Source organism: Paenibacillus sp. Paensp38 (assembly GCF_059491915.1).
The window spans coordinates 2,942,982-2,960,872 of the sequence record NZ_CP168516.1 but is presented as its reverse complement, the minus strand read 5'-3'; the positions used below and the strand labels follow the sequence as shown (position 1 = coordinate 2,960,872).

At 46.7% G+C, this 17,891-nt stretch carries 19 protein-coding genes; all 19 read left to right on the top strand.

Annotated features, from left to right (window positions below; translation table 11 throughout):
* Positions 1-173 precede the first annotated feature (173 nt).
* Positions 174-347, top strand: a complete 174-nt coding sequence (rpmF, locus tag ACEN8J_RS12765) for a 50S ribosomal protein L32 (protein ID WP_007429979.1) — start codon at positions 174-176, stop codon at positions 345-347.
* A gap of 281 nt (positions 348-628) precedes the next feature.
* Positions 629-1,225, top strand: coding sequence for a transcription factor FapR (fapR, locus tag ACEN8J_RS12760; protein WP_069011389.1), 597 nt, complete (start codon positions 629-631; stop codon positions 1,223-1,225).
* Positions 1,209-2,201, top strand: a complete 993-nt coding sequence (gene plsX, locus ACEN8J_RS12755; protein WP_039274759.1) for a phosphate acyltransferase PlsX — start codon at positions 1,209-1,211, stop codon at positions 2,199-2,201. Before fapR ends, plsX begins: the two co-directional genes overlap by 17 nt.
* Before the next feature lie 8 nt (positions 2,202-2,209).
* On the top strand, positions 2,210-3,199 hold the full coding sequence (locus ACEN8J_RS12750) for a beta-ketoacyl-ACP synthase III (RefSeq protein WP_029515009.1): 990 nt from the start codon (positions 2,210-2,212) through the stop codon (positions 3,197-3,199).
* Positions 3,200-3,280: 81 nt separating this feature from the next.
* Complete coding sequence (gene fabD, locus ACEN8J_RS12745) at positions 3,281-4,225, top strand: ACP S-malonyltransferase (protein ID WP_165147628.1); 945 nt, start codon at positions 3,281-3,283, stop codon at positions 4,223-4,225.
* Between the two features lie 50 nt (positions 4,226-4,275).
* Positions 4,276-5,025, top strand: a complete 750-nt coding sequence (fabG, locus tag ACEN8J_RS12740; protein ID WP_039274753.1) for a 3-oxoacyl-[acyl-carrier-protein] reductase — start codon at positions 4,276-4,278, stop codon at positions 5,023-5,025.
* A gap of 108 nt (positions 5,026-5,133) precedes the next feature.
* Positions 5,134-5,367 (top strand): acyl carrier protein, encoded by a 234-nt coding sequence (locus tag ACEN8J_RS12735; protein ID WP_007429985.1) that lies wholly within the window; start codon positions 5,134-5,136, stop codon positions 5,365-5,367.
* Positions 5,368-5,595: 228 nt separating this feature from the next.
* Positions 5,596-6,834, top strand: coding sequence for a beta-ketoacyl-ACP synthase II (gene fabF / locus ACEN8J_RS12730; RefSeq protein ID WP_029515005.1), 1,239 nt, complete (start codon positions 5,596-5,598; stop codon positions 6,832-6,834).
* Between the two features lie 12 nt (positions 6,835-6,846).
* Positions 6,847-7,545: a ribonuclease III gene (gene rnc / locus ACEN8J_RS12725; protein ID WP_029515003.1), complete on the top strand. Its 699-nt coding sequence runs from the start codon at positions 6,847-6,849 to the stop codon at positions 7,543-7,545.
* Positions 7,546-7,800: 255 nt separating this feature from the next.
* A complete protein-coding gene (gene smc, locus ACEN8J_RS12720) occupies positions 7,801-11,370 on the top strand; it encodes a chromosome segregation protein SMC (protein WP_165147625.1) in 3,570 nt (1,189 codons plus the stop codon).
* Between the two features lie 38 nt (positions 11,371-11,408).
* Positions 11,409-12,425, top strand: coding sequence for a signal recognition particle-docking protein FtsY (ftsY, locus tag ACEN8J_RS12715; protein ID WP_025721714.1), 1,017 nt, complete (start codon positions 11,409-11,411; stop codon positions 12,423-12,425).
* Between the two features lie 165 nt (positions 12,426-12,590).
* A complete protein-coding gene (gene trhA, locus ACEN8J_RS12710) occupies positions 12,591-13,241 on the top strand; it encodes a PAQR family membrane homeostasis protein TrhA (protein WP_025721713.1) in 651 nt (216 codons plus the stop codon).
* A gap of 166 nt (positions 13,242-13,407) precedes the next feature.
* Positions 13,408-13,776: a putative DNA-binding protein gene (locus ACEN8J_RS12705; protein WP_029514999.1), complete on the top strand. Its 369-nt coding sequence runs from the start codon at positions 13,408-13,410 to the stop codon at positions 13,774-13,776.
* 51 nt (positions 13,777-13,827) lie between these two features.
* Complete coding sequence (gene ffh / locus ACEN8J_RS12700; protein WP_069011393.1) at positions 13,828-15,204, top strand: signal recognition particle protein; 1,377 nt, start codon at positions 13,828-13,830, stop codon at positions 15,202-15,204.
* A gap of 66 nt (positions 15,205-15,270) precedes the next feature.
* Positions 15,271-15,543: a 30S ribosomal protein S16 gene (gene rpsP / locus ACEN8J_RS12695; RefSeq protein ID WP_013309862.1), complete on the top strand. Its 273-nt coding sequence runs from the start codon at positions 15,271-15,273 to the stop codon at positions 15,541-15,543.
* Positions 15,544-15,566: 23 nt separating this feature from the next.
* The gene (locus ACEN8J_RS12690) at positions 15,567-15,797 is read left to right on the top strand and encodes a KH domain-containing protein (protein ID WP_013309863.1); all 231 of its coding nucleotides are present in this window, start codon (positions 15,567-15,569) and stop codon (positions 15,795-15,797) included.
* A 97-nt stretch (positions 15,798-15,894) separates the two neighbouring features.
* Positions 15,895-16,410 carry a ribosome maturation factor RimM gene (rimM, locus tag ACEN8J_RS12685; RefSeq protein WP_013309864.1) on the top strand — a complete coding sequence of 172 codons (516 nt, stop codon included), beginning with the start codon at positions 15,895-15,897 and terminating at the stop codon, positions 16,408-16,410.
* Positions 16,410-17,228, top strand: a complete 819-nt coding sequence (gene trmD, locus ACEN8J_RS12680) for a tRNA (guanosine(37)-N1)-methyltransferase TrmD (RefSeq protein WP_340955197.1) — start codon at positions 16,410-16,412, stop codon at positions 17,226-17,228. The genes rimM and trmD overlap by 1 nt, the downstream gene beginning before the upstream one ends.
* Positions 17,229-17,452: 224 nt before the next feature.
* Positions 17,453-17,797, top strand: coding sequence for a 50S ribosomal protein L19 (gene rplS, locus ACEN8J_RS12675; protein WP_010346403.1), 345 nt, complete (start codon positions 17,453-17,455; stop codon positions 17,795-17,797).
* The last annotated feature ends 94 nt before the right edge of the window (positions 17,798-17,891 follow it).

Below are 17,891 nucleotides of genomic sequence, written 5' to 3'. Positions count from 1 at the left end.
TTCTGAAAAATCATCATCCGCTTGTGCCGGAAAGTTACAGAACCGATGCGTGGATGTTGCAGGCTTGATTCACCGGCTGTAAGATAATTGCTTCTGGCATTTTCTTCAGTCTTGAATGAGATAAGAAGTCATACCCGTTATGCGGGGTTGATCTGGTTAAGGAGGTGGGAATAATGGCAGTACCTCAACGGAGAACATCCAAAACTCGTCGCGACAAACGTCGTACTCACTTTAAACTGGCAGTACCAGGTATGGTGAAATGCTCCGAATGCGGCGAATTGAAACTTGCTCACCATGTGTGCAAAGTTTGCGGAACGTACAAAGCTAGAGAGATCATCTCTCAATAATGTCCGATAAGCGGATTCTTTGGAATCTTCGCAAAAAAAGTAGCGCTTCACTTCAGTGAGGCGCTACTTTTTTTGTCTGCATGCTTCCTTTTTACGTCAGCATGCTATATACTGTTTTAGTACCAGGTTCTAAGAAAGAAGGGCCGAAGGGGTTCCTTTATACATACAAGAAGACAAATCGGCTTGAAGTTTCGCCGTTAGAAAGTGAAGTAAAGTAACCCGAACTGTCGTCTGAACGATGGTTTATTGTAGGGAAAGGAGGCGTCACTGACATCGAACGTTTGCCGAAGAGACAGAGACAGCAGCGGCTGACTCAATTAATTGATGATAATCCATTCGTAACGGATCAGGAATTGACAAGACAGCTGAAGGTGAGTATTCAGACTATTCGGCTGGACCGGATGGAGCTGGGAATCCCCGAATTGCGGGAACGGCTAAAGCTGATGGCTGAGCGCTCCTACGACCAGGTTCGTTCCTTGCCTTTGCATGAAGTGATCGGGGATATCGTTGATCTGCAGTTGGATCGAAGCGGTATTTCGATTTTTGAGATTAAAGAGGAACATGTTTTTTCGCGTACTGGCATTGCGCGGGGGCATTATGTATTTGCTCAGGCCAATTCATTGGCCGTTGCTGTGATTAATGATGAGATAGCATTGACTGCATCAGCGGATATACGCTTTGTCCGCCCGGTTCATTTAGGTGAGAAGTGCATTGCCAAGGCATATGTACGTTCAAATCCAGAACAAAAAGGGAAGGCTAAAGTGGAAGTTTTCGCCTACGTAGGAGAAGAAATGGTGTTCCAAGGCAACTTTATCATTTATCGCTCCACGGAGGAAGAGTATAGCGAAGGAGGAAGTCAGCATGCGGATCGCCATTGATGCCATGGGGGGAGATAATGCTCCTGAGGCGACAGTAGAGGGCGCGCTATCTGCGGCGGCGGAATGGAAGGATACGGACATTACGCTGGTTGGTGACCGGGAACGAATTGAATCGGTTCTGAACGGTAGAGCGTTGCCGACGAACCTCAGCATTCGCCATGCATCCGAAACGATAGATGCGCAGGACGAGCCTGTAAAGGCAGTGCGCCGCAAAAAGGATGCTTCAATGGTCGTAGCTGGTCGAATGGTCAGAGAAGGCGAAGCGGATGCCATGATATCTGCAGGTAATACAGGCGCGCTAATGACCACGGGGTTGCTGGTGGTTGGAAGAATGGAGGGCATTGAACGTCCGGCTCTCGCGCCGATGATACCGACGATTGACGATCAGGGTATTCTGGCGCTTGACTTGGGAGCCAATATGGATGCCAAGCCTGAGCATCTTGCCCAGTATGCACTGATGGGGAGCTTGTATCGTCAGAAAGTTCACGGTGTGACTTCTCCAAGGGTGGGTCTGCTGAATGTGGGGACTGAAGCTGGGAAGGGCAATGAACTGACGAAGTTGGCATTTCCACTTATTGAGCAGTTACCTGTCCATTTTGTGGGTAATGTTGAATCGAGAGATGTGTTAACTGGGAATTGCGATGTACTGGTGTGTGATGGATTTGCTGGAAATATCATGCTAAAATCACTAGAGGGTACAGCGGGGGCCATATTTTCTCTCTTAAAAGAGCAATTCACCAAATCCTTGAAGACCAAGCTTGCGGCAGCCTTGATTATGCCTGAGCTCCGCAGTCTGAAAGGTAAATTGGATTATAAAGAGCATGGCGGGGCTCCTTTGCTGGGTTTGAGTGGACTCGTCCTGAAAAGTCACGGTTCGTCTGACGGCGTTGCCGTCAAAAATGCGGTAAGGCAGGCTCGTACGGCCCTGCAAAACCGGTTGGTGGAAAGTATATCCAAGGAAATCAGCAGGAAGTGAGTGACGATATGAATAAATTACGGCCGGTTGGTGTTATCGGAACAGGGAAATACGTACCTGAGAAAATTCTGACGAATAAAGATTTGGAAGCAATCGTAGAAACAAGTGATGAATGGATTGTCAGCCGTACAGGGATTCAGGAGCGCCATATTGCAGCTCCAGAGCAGGCTACATCTGATTTAGCTTATGAAGCAGCAATTAAGGCGTTGGAGTCCGCGGGTATGACGGCACAGGATCTGGATTTAATTATTGTAGCTACGGTTACACCGGATATGGCGTTTCCGTCAACTGCCTGCATTCTTCAGGACAAACTGGGAGCCAAAGGCGCAGCGGCTTTCGATTTGTCTGCGGCATGCTCGGGTTTTGTATACGGACTGGCTACGGCAACGAGCTTCATTAAGACAGGTATTTATAATAATGCGTTAATCATTGGGGCAGACTGTCTTTCTCGGATTACAGATTATACCGACCGCAATACCTGTGTCCTATTCGGAGATGGTGCAGGAGCTGTAGTGATTGGCGAAGTGCCTGAAGGCAGAGGATTCCAATCCTTTGATCTCGGGGCTGAAGGTGCAGGTGGAACCTTGCTTAAGCTGGAAGCTGGTGGCTCGCGTTTGCCTGCGAGTGCAGACACACTGGAGAATAAACAGCACTATATTTACATGAACGGACGCGAAGTGTTCAAGTTCGCGGTTCGTGTTATGGGAACGGCAACGGTTGATGTGTTGGAAAAAGCAGGGCTGTCCAAAGATGATATTGATCTGTTCGTTCCACATCAAGCCAATGTTCGCATCATCCAATCGGCGATGCAACGTCTGGATTTGCCAGAGGAAAAGGTAGTTGTTAATGTTCATAAATATGCGAATACATCCGCAGCATCAATCCCTCTCGCCCTAGTAGAAGCAGCTGAGGAAGGCCGCATGAAGGAAGGCGACCGTGTATTAATGGTGGGCTTTGGCGGTGGCTTGACCTGGGGAGCGTCGGTTCTTGTCTGGTAATAAGATGGAATTTTTGATATAATATTGAATTTGTGTAGTGTTTTACAGGACAAGCATTGGATATAGAGAGGTGCATACACGATGGGCAAAACGGCATTTATATTCCCCGGTCAGGGTTCACAAGCTGTAGGTATGGCTAAAGATGCTTATGAAGCAGTTCCAGCTGCAACAGAAGTATTTCGCCAAGCGGACGAACGGTTAGGGTTCGCACTAAGCACACTGGTTTTTGAAGGGCCAGACACAGCTTTGAAGCAAACATCCAATACGCAGCCTGCACTGTTAACGGCGAGCATTGCGCTGTATGAAGCGTTCAAGGAAAAAATGGACATTCATCCCGATTATGTAGCTGGACACAGTCTAGGAGAGTACAGCGCGCTAGTTGCTTCAGGTGTCCTTGCATTTGCGGATGCGGTTGAGACTGTTCGTGCACGTGGTCAGTTTATGGAACAGGCTATTCCTGATGGACAAGGCGGTATGGCTGCTGTGTTGGGAGCTGATCGTGAAGCATTGACAGCATTGTGCCGTGATATTACGGAGTCTGGTCAACTGGTCGAACTAGCTAATATCAATTGTCCTGGACAAATTGTTGTATCTGGTACGAAGGAGGGCGTAGCTGCTGTCGCTGAACGTGTGAAGGAAGCAGGCGGCAAGCGTGCTATTACTCTGGAGGTTAGCGGTCCTTTCCACTCGTCATTGATGAAGGAAGCAGCGACCAAGCTCTCAGACAAGTTGGGGACTGTAACTTTCTCTGAAGCTCAGATTCCGGTGGTGGCTAATGTAACAGCTAAACCTGTACGTGAGGGGAGTGAAATCCGCCAACTGTTGGTGGATCAGGTCTATTCTCCGGTACTGTGGGAAGACAGTGTAGCATGGCTACTGGAACAAGGTGTTGACACTTTTGTTGAGTTTGGACCGGGAAGTGTTTTGACTGGACTGGTTAAAAAAATCGACAAAACGGTTAAGCTGTATAATATAAGTAGCCTGGAGTCGATTGCTTCTGTAACGGAAGCCTTGGAGGCCCGTTAAAAGTATAATCATTGCCTTAACGGGTTATATACTTGCAAGGGAGGACTATGATGTCTAAGCCATTAAGTGGAAAAACGGCGCTCGTTACGGGAGCGTCGCGCGGAATTGGCCGTAGTATCGCGCTGGCGCTGGCTGATGCAGGCGCTAATGTGGCGGTAAACTATGCTGGCAGTGAAGCGGCTGCGACTGAGGTAGCTGAGCAGATTCGTGCCAAAGGTGTGGAGGCTATTACAGTTCAGGCTAATGTCGGTCGCGCTGACGAAGCAGATCAGTTGATCAAGGATGTGATTGGCGCTTGGGGCAAGATTGACATCCTGGTGAATAATGCCGGCATAACAAGAGATAATTTAATCATGCGCATGAAGGAAGAGGAATTCGATCAGGTGATCGAAACGAATCTGAAGGGTGTGTTTAATTGTCTTAAGGCGGCAACACGTCCAATGATGAAACAGCGTTCTGGCCGAATTATCAATATCTCCTCCGTGGTTGGTGTCCTTGGCAACGCAGGACAAGCCAACTACGTTGCTGCTAAAGCAGGGGTGATTGGTCTTACCAAATCCTCTGCTCGAGAGCTTGCATCGAGAGGTATTACAGTGAACTGTGTAGCTCCCGGATTCATCGATACTGAGATGACACAGGTACTGGCTGATGATTTGCGTGACAATATGCTTAGCGGTATTCCGCTGGCCCGTCTTGGACGGCCTGAGGAAATTGCTGACGTGGTGCTGTTCTTGGCCTCGGATGCTTCCTCATATATGACGGGCCAGACTTTGCATGTGGATGGCGGCATGTATATGTAGTAGCATGTTGCCAATCTGCATGCCCCGATGAAGAGTTGTCAAAGAAAACTCTCTTCTATGGCATTTTAATTGTAATTTTCGTATAATACCTAAGAGGAGGTGAGCCGGATGTCCGATGTATTGGAGCGCGTAAAACGCATTGTCGTTGACCGTTTGGGAGCCGACGAAGCCGAAGTTACACTTGAAGCATCTTTTAAAGATGATTTAGGCGCTGATTCTCTCGATGTAGTTGAATTGGTAATGGAATTGGAAGATGAGTTTGATATGGAAATCTCTGATGAAGATGCAGAGAAAATTACAACTGTAGGTGAAGTTGTGAAGTACATACAATCTCATACCTAATTCATGTCATCAAAAGTCCCGTTCTGTTACAGGCGGGACTTTCTCCTAATTATACAGATTGAACTAAAGGCGGAATTGCTGCGTGTTTTTGAGTTTGGTTCAGCTTAACTTAGTCAAAGGCTGAGAAGTATGCCGCATTACTAACTTTAGTTGATTCTATATTATTTTTACGCACAAAAGTGTGCGGTCTTAAAATACAATATGCAGTAGACATAGAGGTGATTATCTTTGAAACAACGTGTTGTCATAACAGGAATGGGTGTAATCACTTCGCTGGGACAGGATTTGAACACACTATGGGATAATCTGATGGCCGGAAAATCCGGCGTCAGTGAAATCGAAGCTTTCGATACAAGTGAGTACACTACGAAAATAGCCGCTTCCATTAAAGATTTTAATCCAGAGGATTATATTGAACGTAAGGATGCGCGTAAAATGGACCGCTTTGTGCAGTTTGCGGTTGCTGCTAGTAAATTGGCGCTTGAGGACAGCGGACTTGTAATCGGAGAAAATGCTGAAGCTGAGCGTGTTGGTGTATCTGTCGGTTCCGGTATTGGCGGATTGGGAACTTGGGAAGATCAGCACAACGCACTGATTGAAAAAGGACCTAAACGCGTAAGCCCTTTCTTCATCCCGATGATGATTGCTAATATGGGTTCCGGTCAAGTGTCGATTTCGCTCGGTGCTAAAGGCCCAAATACATCACCAGTTACGGCTTGTGCCACGGGCAGTCATGCTATTGGCGATTCCTTCCGCATGATTCAGCGCGGTGACGCAGACGCCATGATTTGCGGAGGAGCTGAGGCGACTATCCGTCCGATTGGTATGGCTGGATTTTGTTCCATGCGAGCGATGTCCACGCGTAACGACGAGCCTGAAAAGGCAAGCCGCCCTTTTGATACCGAAAGAGACGGGTTTGTTATGGGCGAAGGCTCTGGTGTTCTTATTCTGGAATCGTTGGATCATGCTTTGAAGCGTGGTGCGCGTATTTACGGTGAAGTGATTGGCTACGGTCTTTCTGGCGATGCTCATCATATGACAGAGCCTGATCCAGAGGGAGCAGCACGCTGCATTAGAATGGCGATCCGTGACGCTGGATTGAATCCTGAAGAGATTGATTATATCAATGCACATGGTACGTCTACGCCAGTCGGTGATAAATCCGAAACGGAAGCAGTTAAGAAAACGCTTGGAGATCATGCCTATAAGGTAGCGATCAGCTCAACTAAGTCGATGACAGGGCATTTATTGGGTGCAGCGGGCGGCGTTGAAGCCGTGATCTGTGGTCTCGCCCTTCAGCATCAGACGATTCCGCCAACGATTAATTTGGATAATCAAGACCCGGCATGCGATCTTGATTATGTACCTAATAAGCCGAGAAAAGCGGAACTGAATGTGGTTATGTCCAATTCCTTTGGTTTTGGCGGTCACAATGCTACGGTTATTCTAAAAAAATATGAAGCATAAGGGGTCAGTTCGTTGAGTGGAGACTTGAAGCAATTACAGCAGAAACTTCATATTCAATTCAACAATCGGCAGCTTCTGAAGCAGGCCTTTACGCACGCTTCCTACGTAAACGAACATCGGTTCAGTCAGCATGCAGACAATGAGCGTCTTGAATTTTTAGGTGACGCTGTTCTGGAATTGACGGTGTCCGAGCAATTGTACAATCAGTACCCTAACCGACCCGAAGGCGAACTCACCAAGCTGCGTGCAGCTATTGTCTGTGAGCCTTCTCTGGTGAAGTTTGCTGTCGGGCTTGAGTTCGGGCAATATGTGCTGCTTGGAAAAGGTGAAGAGTTGACAGGTGGACGTACTCGTCCGGCTCTGTTGGCTGATGTATTCGAAGCGTTCGTAGGTGCGCTTTATTTGGATCAGGGTCTGGAGGCCGTCCGTTCGTTTCTGGAACATTATATTTTTCCTCAAATTGTATTAAATGGTAAACTTCAGATGAGTGATTTCAAAACAGAGCTTCAGGAACTGACACAGCATCATAACATGGGGATGCTTGAATACAAGATTGTAGAGGAGCGCGGACCAGCCCATGAGCGCGAGTTTGTAGCCGAGGTATATATGGACAGCGAACGGCTAGGGGCAGGTACGGGGCGCTCCAAAAAAGAAGCAGAGCAGCAAGCGGCGGCAGTAGCTTTAAACCGTTTGAAGCTGGCAGAATCGTAATCGGTACCTGAGCAGCCCGGACGGGTTACGCAAGCAGGGGGCACAAAGTAAGAGCAAAGGGCAGTCCGCGGGGAGTCCCGGCCCGTAATGGCGAATGGACTGCGTTTTGCTCTTTTTTCGTGGCTTGCTGGTGTAATGTGAGTGTTGGTACTGTGCTTTAAACAAGCTAGTTTATGCTACAATAGGGATAATTCATATCAATCAGGTAAACGGTGTTGTACAAGCATATTTGAAATGTTAGAGGTGAGATTGAGCATGTTTTTAAAGCGCATTGAGCTGGCGGGCTTCAAATCGTTTGCAGATAAAACGGAAATGGAATTTGTCCGCGGCATTACGGCAGTCGTCGGACCCAACGGAAGCGGAAAAAGTAATATTTCCGACGGGATTCGTTGGGTGCTGGGCGAACAGAGTGCCAAATCACTGCGTGGCGGCAAAATGGAGGACATTATTTTTGCAGGTAGTGATGCTCGTAAGGCTGTTAATTACGGTGAAGTATCGCTTACGTTGGATAATGAAGATCAGGCGTTGCCTCTGGATTTTGGTGAAGTTACGGTAACGCGACGTGTACATCGAAGTGGGGATAGTGAATATTTCATTAATCGGCAATCATGCAGACTCCGAGATATTACAGAGCTGTTTATGGATACAGGGATTGGTAAAGAAGCTTATTCCATTATTGGGCAGGGACGCATTGAAGAAATCCTAAGTACTCGATCTGAGGATCGTCGAGGTATTTTTGAGGAAGCCTCGGGTATCGTAAAATATAAATCCCGTAAAAAAGATGCGGTTCGCAAGCTGGATGAGACGGAGCAAAATTTGCTGCGTATTCACGATTTAGTTAGTGAACTGGAGGATCAGATTGGACCGCTTAAGGAGCAGTCAGAAAAGGCGATTCATTTTAAAGAGCTACGCGGTGAATTGAAATCAAAAGAAATCTCTATGTACGTCCATCAAATTGAACAAATTCATACTTCGTGGAGCGATGCGACTTCCAAATTAGCTTTGCTGCAGCAGGAGCAACTTCAGTTGTCTACGGTGGTCTCCCGCCATGATGCGATGCTGGAAAGCGACCGCAACGAATTACGCCAGCTGGAAGAGCAAGTAGAACAGTTGCAAAGGGATCTGCTGCAATACAGTGAAGCGACGGAGAAAAGTGAAGGCTACGGCGAATTGCTCAAAGAGCGCACACGCAATCTGGCGGCTAATCGGGAACAACTGATCTTATCACTTAGTACAAGCGAATCACGGCATTCCGAGCGCAAGAGTGAACTGGATCAGCTGAACGAAAAGCTGTCTGCACTGAATGTAGAGCTTGACGAGTTGCGTGCGCGGCTGTCTGACGAAGAGGCAAAACTGATTGGAGTTACAGGCGGAATCAGCCAGGAGCAGGAAGAAAGTCTAAAGGGTGGTCTGCTGGAGCTGATGAATCAGATGGCGCAGGCGCGTAACGAAATCCGTTATACAGACCAACAGAAGGAAGCATTGGAACGGCGTGTGACTCGCGTAAGTGACGAATCCGGCAAATGGGAAGCCCAGAAAGTACAACTTGAACAGCGCAAAAAGGGATTGGAAGCTGCGGTTCAGAAGCTGGGGCAGGAAATCAGTAGTTTGCGTAGTGGCTATATTCAGGGAAGTGAAAAGTACCAGGCCCTGCAAAAACTTTTGGAAGAAAACCAGGGTACAGTTCGTAAATGGGAACAAAAACGTGAGGCTCAAATTTCACGGCGAGATACAATGAAGGAAATGCAGGATGACTTTGACGGCTTCATGCTTGGAGTTAAAGAGGTATTGAAGGCTGCACGAAAAGAAACCTTGCACGGTGTGCATGGAGCGGTAGCAGAGCTGATTCGGGTGCCTGAGCATTTAGAGCAGGCGATGGAAACCGCTTTGGGTGCTTCAGTTCAGCATATCGTGATGGAAAATGAATCCGTATCCAGACAGGCAATTAGTTTTCTAAAGCAACGTCAACTGGGCAGAGCAACATTTTTGCCTATGGATGTTATCCGCCCGCGTCAAATCGGCGCAGGAGAACGCCAAATTGCAGAAGGAGCTGAAGGCTTTGTCGGGATCGGTGCAGATCTTGTTCAGTATGATGATCGATATGCCGGAATTGTAGGCAGTCTTTTGGGGAATGTGGTCATTGCTCGTACGTTGGAAGACGCAAACCGTATTGCGGCTCGTTGCCAATATAGATACCGCGTTGTCACTTTGGAAGGCGATGTTGTCAATGCAGGGGGTTCCATGACTGGTGGAAGCCAGTTCAAGAAAAATGCTAATCTGCTTGGACGCAAACGTCAGTTGGATCAGTTGGATCAAGACATTGTAGATACGGAGCAGCAAATTGCAAGGTTGCGCCAGAGTGCAATAGATACCAAACGCCAGTTGGAGGAGACACAGACCCGTCTGGACGAGCTGCGTCAGGGCGGCGATGTGAAGCGCGGTGAAGAGCAACAGATGGCAATGGAACTTAAGCAACTGGAGCATGAACTTCGTCATGTTCTGGAGCAGGTCGCTGCGTCTGGTCAGGAGAAAAAGGGCTTTGATCAGGAAATCAAGGAGCTGGAAACTTCCCGGGAAGAAGCGTTGGTAAAGTTAGCTGCGCTGGAGGAAGAAGAAAAGAAAACGCATCAGGCCATTCACGCTGCTGAATTCGCCCGTAAAGCCAACGAATCTGCCAAAGAGCAGTTGCAGGGAGAGCTCACGAATCTCAAAGTAAGAGAAGGAAAGCTGGACCAGGAACGCTTTTCATTGGAAGAGCAGTTGCGCAGATTGCGTGGGGATTATGATACTCTTGGTAAGGATTCAAGACAAAACAAAACGTTGCTTGCTTCCATCGAAGCAGATTTGCTGACCAATGAGCAGGAGACCGTGAAACAGATTGAAAATCTCAATCAATACCGTTTGAAAAAGGAAGAAGCCGCACAGCAACTGGAATTCAAGCGGGCTGCACGCAGCAGCTTGTCCAAAAAGCTTGAAGTGGCTGAAAACGATACAAAAGAACAGCGAATTCAGCTCAAGTCAGTGGAGGAGTTGCTTCGTCAAACGGAAATTGGAGTAAATCGACTTGATGTGGAACTGGAAAACGTTCTGAAAAAATTAAGTGATGATTATGAACTCAGTTATGAGTTAGCCAAGCAGCGTTACCCTATACCGGAAGATATTGAAGGTACGCAGAGCGAGGTGGAAAGGCTCAAACGTGGTATTTCCGCGTTGGGTGAGGTGAACCTGGGCGCCATTGATGAATACCAGCGTGTGCATGAGCGTTATACGTTTCTTGATGAGCAAAAGTCTGATTTGGTGGAGGCCAAGACAACACTTTATCAGGTTATTCGTGAAATGGATGAAGAAATGTCCAAACGCTTTAAGACTACGTTCGATGCTATTCGGCGCGAATTTGGAACGGTATTCTCCAAGCTGTTCGGAGGCGGACGTGCTGATCTCGTGTTACTTGACCCGGAACGCTTATTGGAGACGGGAATTGACATCGTAGCTCAGCCACCGGGCAAAAAACTGCAAAACTTGCAGCTACTGTCGGGCGGTGAGCGTGCGTTAACAGCGATGGCGTTACTATTTGCCATTTTACACGTTAAACCTGTTCCATTCTGTGTACTCGATGAAGTAGAGGCTGCATTGGACGAAGCAAACGTGGTGCGTTTTGCCCAGTATTTACGAGAATTCTCGGAGCAGACACAGTTCATTGTAGTCACACACCGCAAGGGCACAATGGAAGAATCTGATGTGCTGTACGGGGTTACGATGGAGGAAGGCGGGGTTTCCAAACTCGTATCTGTCAAGCTGGACAACGATGAAGCTGAGATTGCCTGACATTAAACAACATACTTTCAGACCAACGGAGGGAATCCATGAGTTTCTTTAGGAAATTGAAGGAAAGCATTGCAAACAAAACTGAATCGGTCACAAAACAGTTCAAAGATGGATTGGAAAAAACACGTAAAGGTTTTGTTGAAAAAGTAACGGACTTGATGATTCGCCGCAAAAAGATTGATGAGGAATTTTATGAGGAACTGGAAGAAATTCTGATCGGAGCGGACGTAGGCGTCAACACGGTTATGAACCTCATTGAAGACCTGCGAGAAGAAGTGAAAAAGCGCAAAATTGAAGATGCATCCGAATTACAGCCTGTATTGTCGGAAAAGCTGTCCGAGTTGCTGCGGGGGAATGACAACAGTCAGCTCAAAATGAGTCCTGACGGAATTACAGTCATTCTATTCGTGGGAGTCAATGGCGTCGGCAAAACGACAACCATTGGCAAGTTAGCTCATCGTTTTAAACAAGAGGGAAAAAAAGTATTATTGGCTGCCGGAGATACGTTCCGGGCGGGTGCGATCGAACAGTTGGAGGTATGGGGCGAGCGGGCAGGTGTAGAGGTTATTAAGCAGCAATCCGGTTCCGATCCGGCTGCAGTTATGTTTGATGCCGTACAGGCTGCCAAGCAGCGACAAGTGGATGTTTTGTTGTGTGATACCGCAGGACGTCTTCAGAATAAAAGCAATCTGATGGAGGAACTGAACAAAATTTTCCGTGTGATTCAACGCGAGATTCCAGATGCTCCTCATGAAGTGTTGTTGGTACTTGATGCGACGACTGGACAAAATGCACTTAACCAAGCCAAGCTGTTTGGTGAGAAAAGCGGTGTAACCGGGCTAGTACTAACGAAGTTGGATGGTACAGCGAAGGGCGGGATTGTTGTGGCCATCCGTCAGGAGCTGAATTTGCCTGTTAAGCTGGTGGGCTTAGGTGAAAAAGTGAATGATCTTCAACCGTTTGATTCCGAGCAATTCGTTCATGCGTTGTTCGCGGGGTTGATTCAGGAAGAGACGGTCGAAGCAACTGCTACAGGCGAGGAAGAACAGAACTGATACGTTTAAAGTGGGCTTTCATGCTACGTTTGGGATAACTAAGTAGCCATCCTGTTGCTGTTCAAGTTTGCCCAGATGTATAATGAAAGCAAGAGGTCTGTCGATGTCGTATATGTAATGTATCTTGTATGTAAAATATAAATCAGGAAGCCGGGTGAAAAACCGATGGCAAACACCTATACCTACTCCCGACGGGAAGAAGTAGCCAACGCCATTACACATGGAATTGGAGCCGTTTTAAGCGTGGCAGCGCTTGTGTTGCTTATTGTTTTTGCTAGCATGAAAGGAACCACTTGGCATGTCGTCAGCTTTACGATTTACGGGATTACGATGCTGCTGTTGTACACTAATTCAACGTTGCTTCATAGCCTGCGTGAAGGAAAAATGAAGGATTTGTTCGAAATATTCGATCATTCTTGCATTTACCTGTTCATTGCAGGTAGCTACACCCCGTTTATGCTCGTTGCACTGCGAGGTACTCTGGGATGGACACTGTTTGGAGTGATTTGGGGGATTGCACTGTTCGGTGTGTTGTTCAAGGCGTTCTTCACCAAGCGCTTCCTGTTTATGTCTACCGTGTTTTACATTGTGATGGGCTGGCTCATCACCATTGCCTGGAATCCTCTGGTTGCGACTGTTCCCGCCGGAGGGATGACGTTATTGTTCGTAGGTGGCCTTATGTATACGTTGGGCACGATTTTCTATGTGTGGCGGGCATTTCCATATCACCATGCGATCTGGCATCTGTTTGTTCTGGCAGGCAGCATACTTCATTTTCTGGCTGTTCTGCTGTATCTTACTCCAGTAAGGGTTTAAGTAACAATGTGTAAAAAGTCGATCCGTACTTCCGTTTAAGGACAGTGGATCGGCTTTTTTTTGTATGACAAGGGATAACGCTTGACATCTTCTTTTCTTTTAGGTATCATAAGGAACGTTGAAAAGAACTGTAAAGTGTTTTTCCTTGACGATGGAGGTATACAAGATGAGTCAGGAGAATCGGCTGGAAAAGACAAACCGGATTAACCGACTGTTTGACTTCTATGAACCTCTGCTTACAGAGAAGCAACAGATGTTTTTAAAATATTACTTCCATGATGATTTTTCTTTAGGGGAAATTGCATCGGAATTTCAAATTAGCCGTCAGGCAGTATATGAACATATTAAACGTGCTGAACAGGTATTGGAAATGTACGAGGAAAAGCTTGGTTTGCTAAGTAAGTATGAGCGCAGAATCCAAGATCTCGATGAATTAAATAAGACGTTGTATGAGGCATTCGGTAAAATCAGTGAGTCCGATGAAGGTACTCTGCAACATGTCCATCAAATTGTAAATCGCCTGCAGGAACTGTAGGACATATAGATTAAGAACAAACAACCCTGGTAGACAAGGAGGTGCGAAAGTATGGCATTTGAAGGATTATCGACTCGCTTGCAAAATGTATTCAGTAAACTGCGCGGTAAAGGAAAAGTGTCTGAGGATGATGTAGCTCAGGCGATGCGCGAAGTACGATTAGCTTTGCTTGAGGCGGACGTTAACTTCAAGGTTGTAAAGGACTTTATTGCCAAGGTAAAGGAGAAATCCGTTGGTAAGGAAGTGATGGACAGCTTTACGCCAGGCATGGTCATCATCGACATCGTGAACAAGGAACTGACCGAGTTGATGGGTGGCAGTCAGGCCAAGCTTGCCAAAGCAAACAAACCGCCTACGGTCATTATGATGGTGGGTCTCCAGGGCGCAGGTAAAACGACGACATCTGGTAAACTGGCGAAATTGCTGCAAAAGCAAAATCATCGCCCATTGCTTGTAGCTGGTGATATTTATAGACCAGCCGCGATCAAGCAGCTTCAGGTTCTTGGGGAGCAGATTAATACTCCTGTATTTACTCTGGGAGATCAGACAAGCCCAGTGGAAATCGCAAAACAGGGTTTGCAGCATGCTAAGGATAATGGAAATGACTACGTTATTATAGATACTGCCGGTCGTCTTCATGTTGATGAAGAGCTCATGGAAGAGTTGCGCCAGATTCATACCAACGTCAACCCGGATGAAGTTTTACTGGTTGTAGATAGCATGACGGGGCAGGACGCGGTTAACGTTGCGGAGCACTTTAATACTAGCCTAGAGTTAACGGGAGTTGTACTGACAAAGCTGGATGGCGACACTCGTGGTGGTGCAGCTTTATCGGTTAAAGCTGTAACGGGATGTCCGATCAAGTTTGCTACATTGGGTGAAAAGCTGGATGCGATGGAGCCGTTTCATCCTGAACGGATGGCTTCACGGATTTTAGGTATGGGTGACATGTTGTCCCTGATTGAAAAAGCGCAGTCCAATATCGACGCCGATAAGGCGAAGGAAATGGAACGGAAAATGCGTAATGCCGAGTTTACTTTCGAAGATTTTCTGGAGCAAATGGATCAAGTTAAGAAGCTTGGCCCAATCGACCAGATTCTTGATATGATTCCCGGTATGGGCAACATGAAGCAAATGAAAGATATCAAAGTGGATGACAAACAGATGGGCCGAATTGAGGCTATCGTTCATTCTATGACCACACAGGAGAAGCAAAACCCAGACATGATTAATCATAGCCGTCGCAAACGTATTTCTGTAGGCAGTGGAACATCACTGGCTGAGGTAAATCGTCTGATAAAGCAATTTGACGAAATGCGTCGCATGATGAAGCAGTTCTCAGATATGATGGGACCTAAGGGTGGCAAAAACAAGGCTATGAAGCAGTTGAAGAGTATGGGTAAAGGTATGAAGTTTCCTTTCCGCTAAGGCCAATAGGCCCTTGGAATTATGGATAACAATATACAGTCTACTTTTTGAAGGAGGTGAATTTTCGTGGCAGTTCGTATTCGTCTGAAACGTATGGGTGCACATAAAGCTCCTTTCTATCGCGTCGTGGTATCTGATTCTCGTTCCCCGCGTGACGGTCGTTTTATCGAAGAAATCGGTTACTACAACCCAATCACAGTACCAGCGGTTGTAAAAATTGATGAAGATAAAGCGCTGAAATGGTTGCAAGATGGTGCACAAGCATCCGACACAGTCCGTAACTTGCTTAGCAAAGCGGGCGTAATGAAAAAGTTTCATGAGTCTAAACTACAGAAATAAGGTGCTGATACGGAGGGTCAACCATGGAAGAATTAGTGATAATCATTGCTAAGGCTTTAGTCGATCATCCGGAAGATGTAACCGTGAAGACCTTGGAGAAGGATCGGCTTGTTGTATATGAGCTTAGTGTACATCCTGAGGATGTAGGCAAGATCATTGGTAAGCAGGGTCGTATCGCCAAGGCGCTTCGCACTGTGGTTGCATCAGCAGCCGTTAAGATGGATAAACGGGTTACCGTAGACATCATATCTTAAAGATATACGAAAGTGGGTTAGGATGTATGTCCTAACCCTTTTTCGTACATGATGAAGATGATATGGAGCGGGACCGATTACAAGCAGGAGGAACACGATGCAACAATTGTTTAATGTCGGAAAAATTGTGAACACCCATGGAATCCGTGGGGAGCTAAAAATATTAACGACGACAGATTTTCCAGAGGATCGCTTTGCAAAAGGCAGTGAGCTTTTGATTGTTCCGGCTGAAGGTAAAGCACCGATCCCCGTAACTGTTGAAACAGCGCGTTTTCAAAAAAATATGGTTGTCGCTAAATTTAAGGAATATCACAATATTAATGAAGTTGAAAAATATAAAGGTACATTGTTGAAGGTATCTGCTGAGCGGTTAGGCGAATTGGAAGAAAATGAATTCTATTTTCATGAAGTAGTCGGCATGGAAGTGGTGACCGAGGACGGAAATGAGCTCGGCGTGGTCAAGGAAATTTTGACTCCGGGAGCCAATGACGTATGGGTAGTCAAAATGCCTAAAGGCAAGGAACTGCTATTGCCGTATATAGAAGATGTTATTTTGGATGTAAACGTGCGTGAAAAACGAGTTACGGTACGGTTAATGGAAGGTCTGCTGTAATGCGGGTGGATGTGCTGACCCTGTTTCCAGAGATGTTTGATGGAGTATTTAATGCAAGCATTCTGGGAAAAGCAAGGGATAAGGGAATTGTATCACTGCAAGCGGTTAATTTTCGTCAGTATGCCGGCAACAAACACGGACAAGTGGATGATACGCCCTATGGCGGTGGGGGCGGCATGGTTTTGAAGCCTGACCCTATTTTTGCTGCTGTGGAAGCGCTGTTGGATAAATCAGAGCAACCAACATTAGAGACTGCCGATGAAGTTAACCAACTTGAAGGGGTAGAACGTAACACAGACATAAAATCTCCGCGTATCATTTTGATGTGTCCACAAGGCGAGACTTTTACGCAAAAGAAAGCGGAAGAGCTGGCTAAAGAGGACCATCTTATTTTTATATGTGGGCATTACGAGGGTTATGATGAGCGTATTCGAGAGCACTTGGTGACGGATGAGCTTTCTATCGGAGATTATGTATTGACTGGTGGTGAGCTTCCAGCCATGACCGTCATTGACAGTGTGACACGATTGCTACCAGGAGTTCTGGGGAACGAAACGAGTGCGGTAACGGACTCGTTTAGTACGGGGCTGCTGGAGTACCCCCATTATACCCGGCCTGCGGAGTTTCGGGGCTGGAAAGTCCCCGATGTACTCCTGTCAGGGCATCACGTCAATATTGATTCTTGGAGACGACAAGAGGCGTTACGTCGCACGATGGAACGCCGACCGGATCTATTGGTACAAGCTGAACTGACAGGCAAGGAGCGCGTGTGGATTGAGGAGCAACGCAAAGCTGACTTTTTGGAAGACAAGCATTAAAACGCTTTAAACATGAGTGGATTTGAAAGCAGGCAGTGACCTGTTCTATAATAAAGTCAATTAAATAATGTTTGGTCAAATCCCTTTTTGTTGTTGCAATGCGGTATCCTCCATGATACAATACATCTGTTGTGTGTAATACGGTGGTCCTCTGTGGATGATGAAGGAAACGGTTGTGTTTCCAGAAGAAGCATGAACACCTGTACGGAAGGAGGGAGTCATAGATGAATATCGTCCAAGCGATCACTGAAGAACAACTGCGTAAAGATTTGCCTAACTTTCGTCCTGGTGACACTTTGAAAGTGCACGTGAAAGTTATTGAGGGAACTCGTGAGCGTATCCAGTTGTTTGAAGGTGTTGTAATTAAACGCCGTGGTGGTGGAATCAGTGAGACTTTTACAGTTCGTAAAATTTCTTACGGTGTAGGTGTGGAAAGAACTTTCCCGCTTCATTCCCCGAAAATCGATAAAATCGACGTGGCTCGCCGTGGTAAAGTGCGTCGTGCGAAGCTTTATTATCTTCGTGAACTGCGCGGTAAAGCAGCGAGAATTAAAGAAATTCGTCGTTAATACAACGAATAACGAAAGGGGCTTGGTTACAAGCTCCTTTCGTTTTTTCTACGTACATAGGGAACTGTGGATTATTGACCGTAAAGAGAGGACA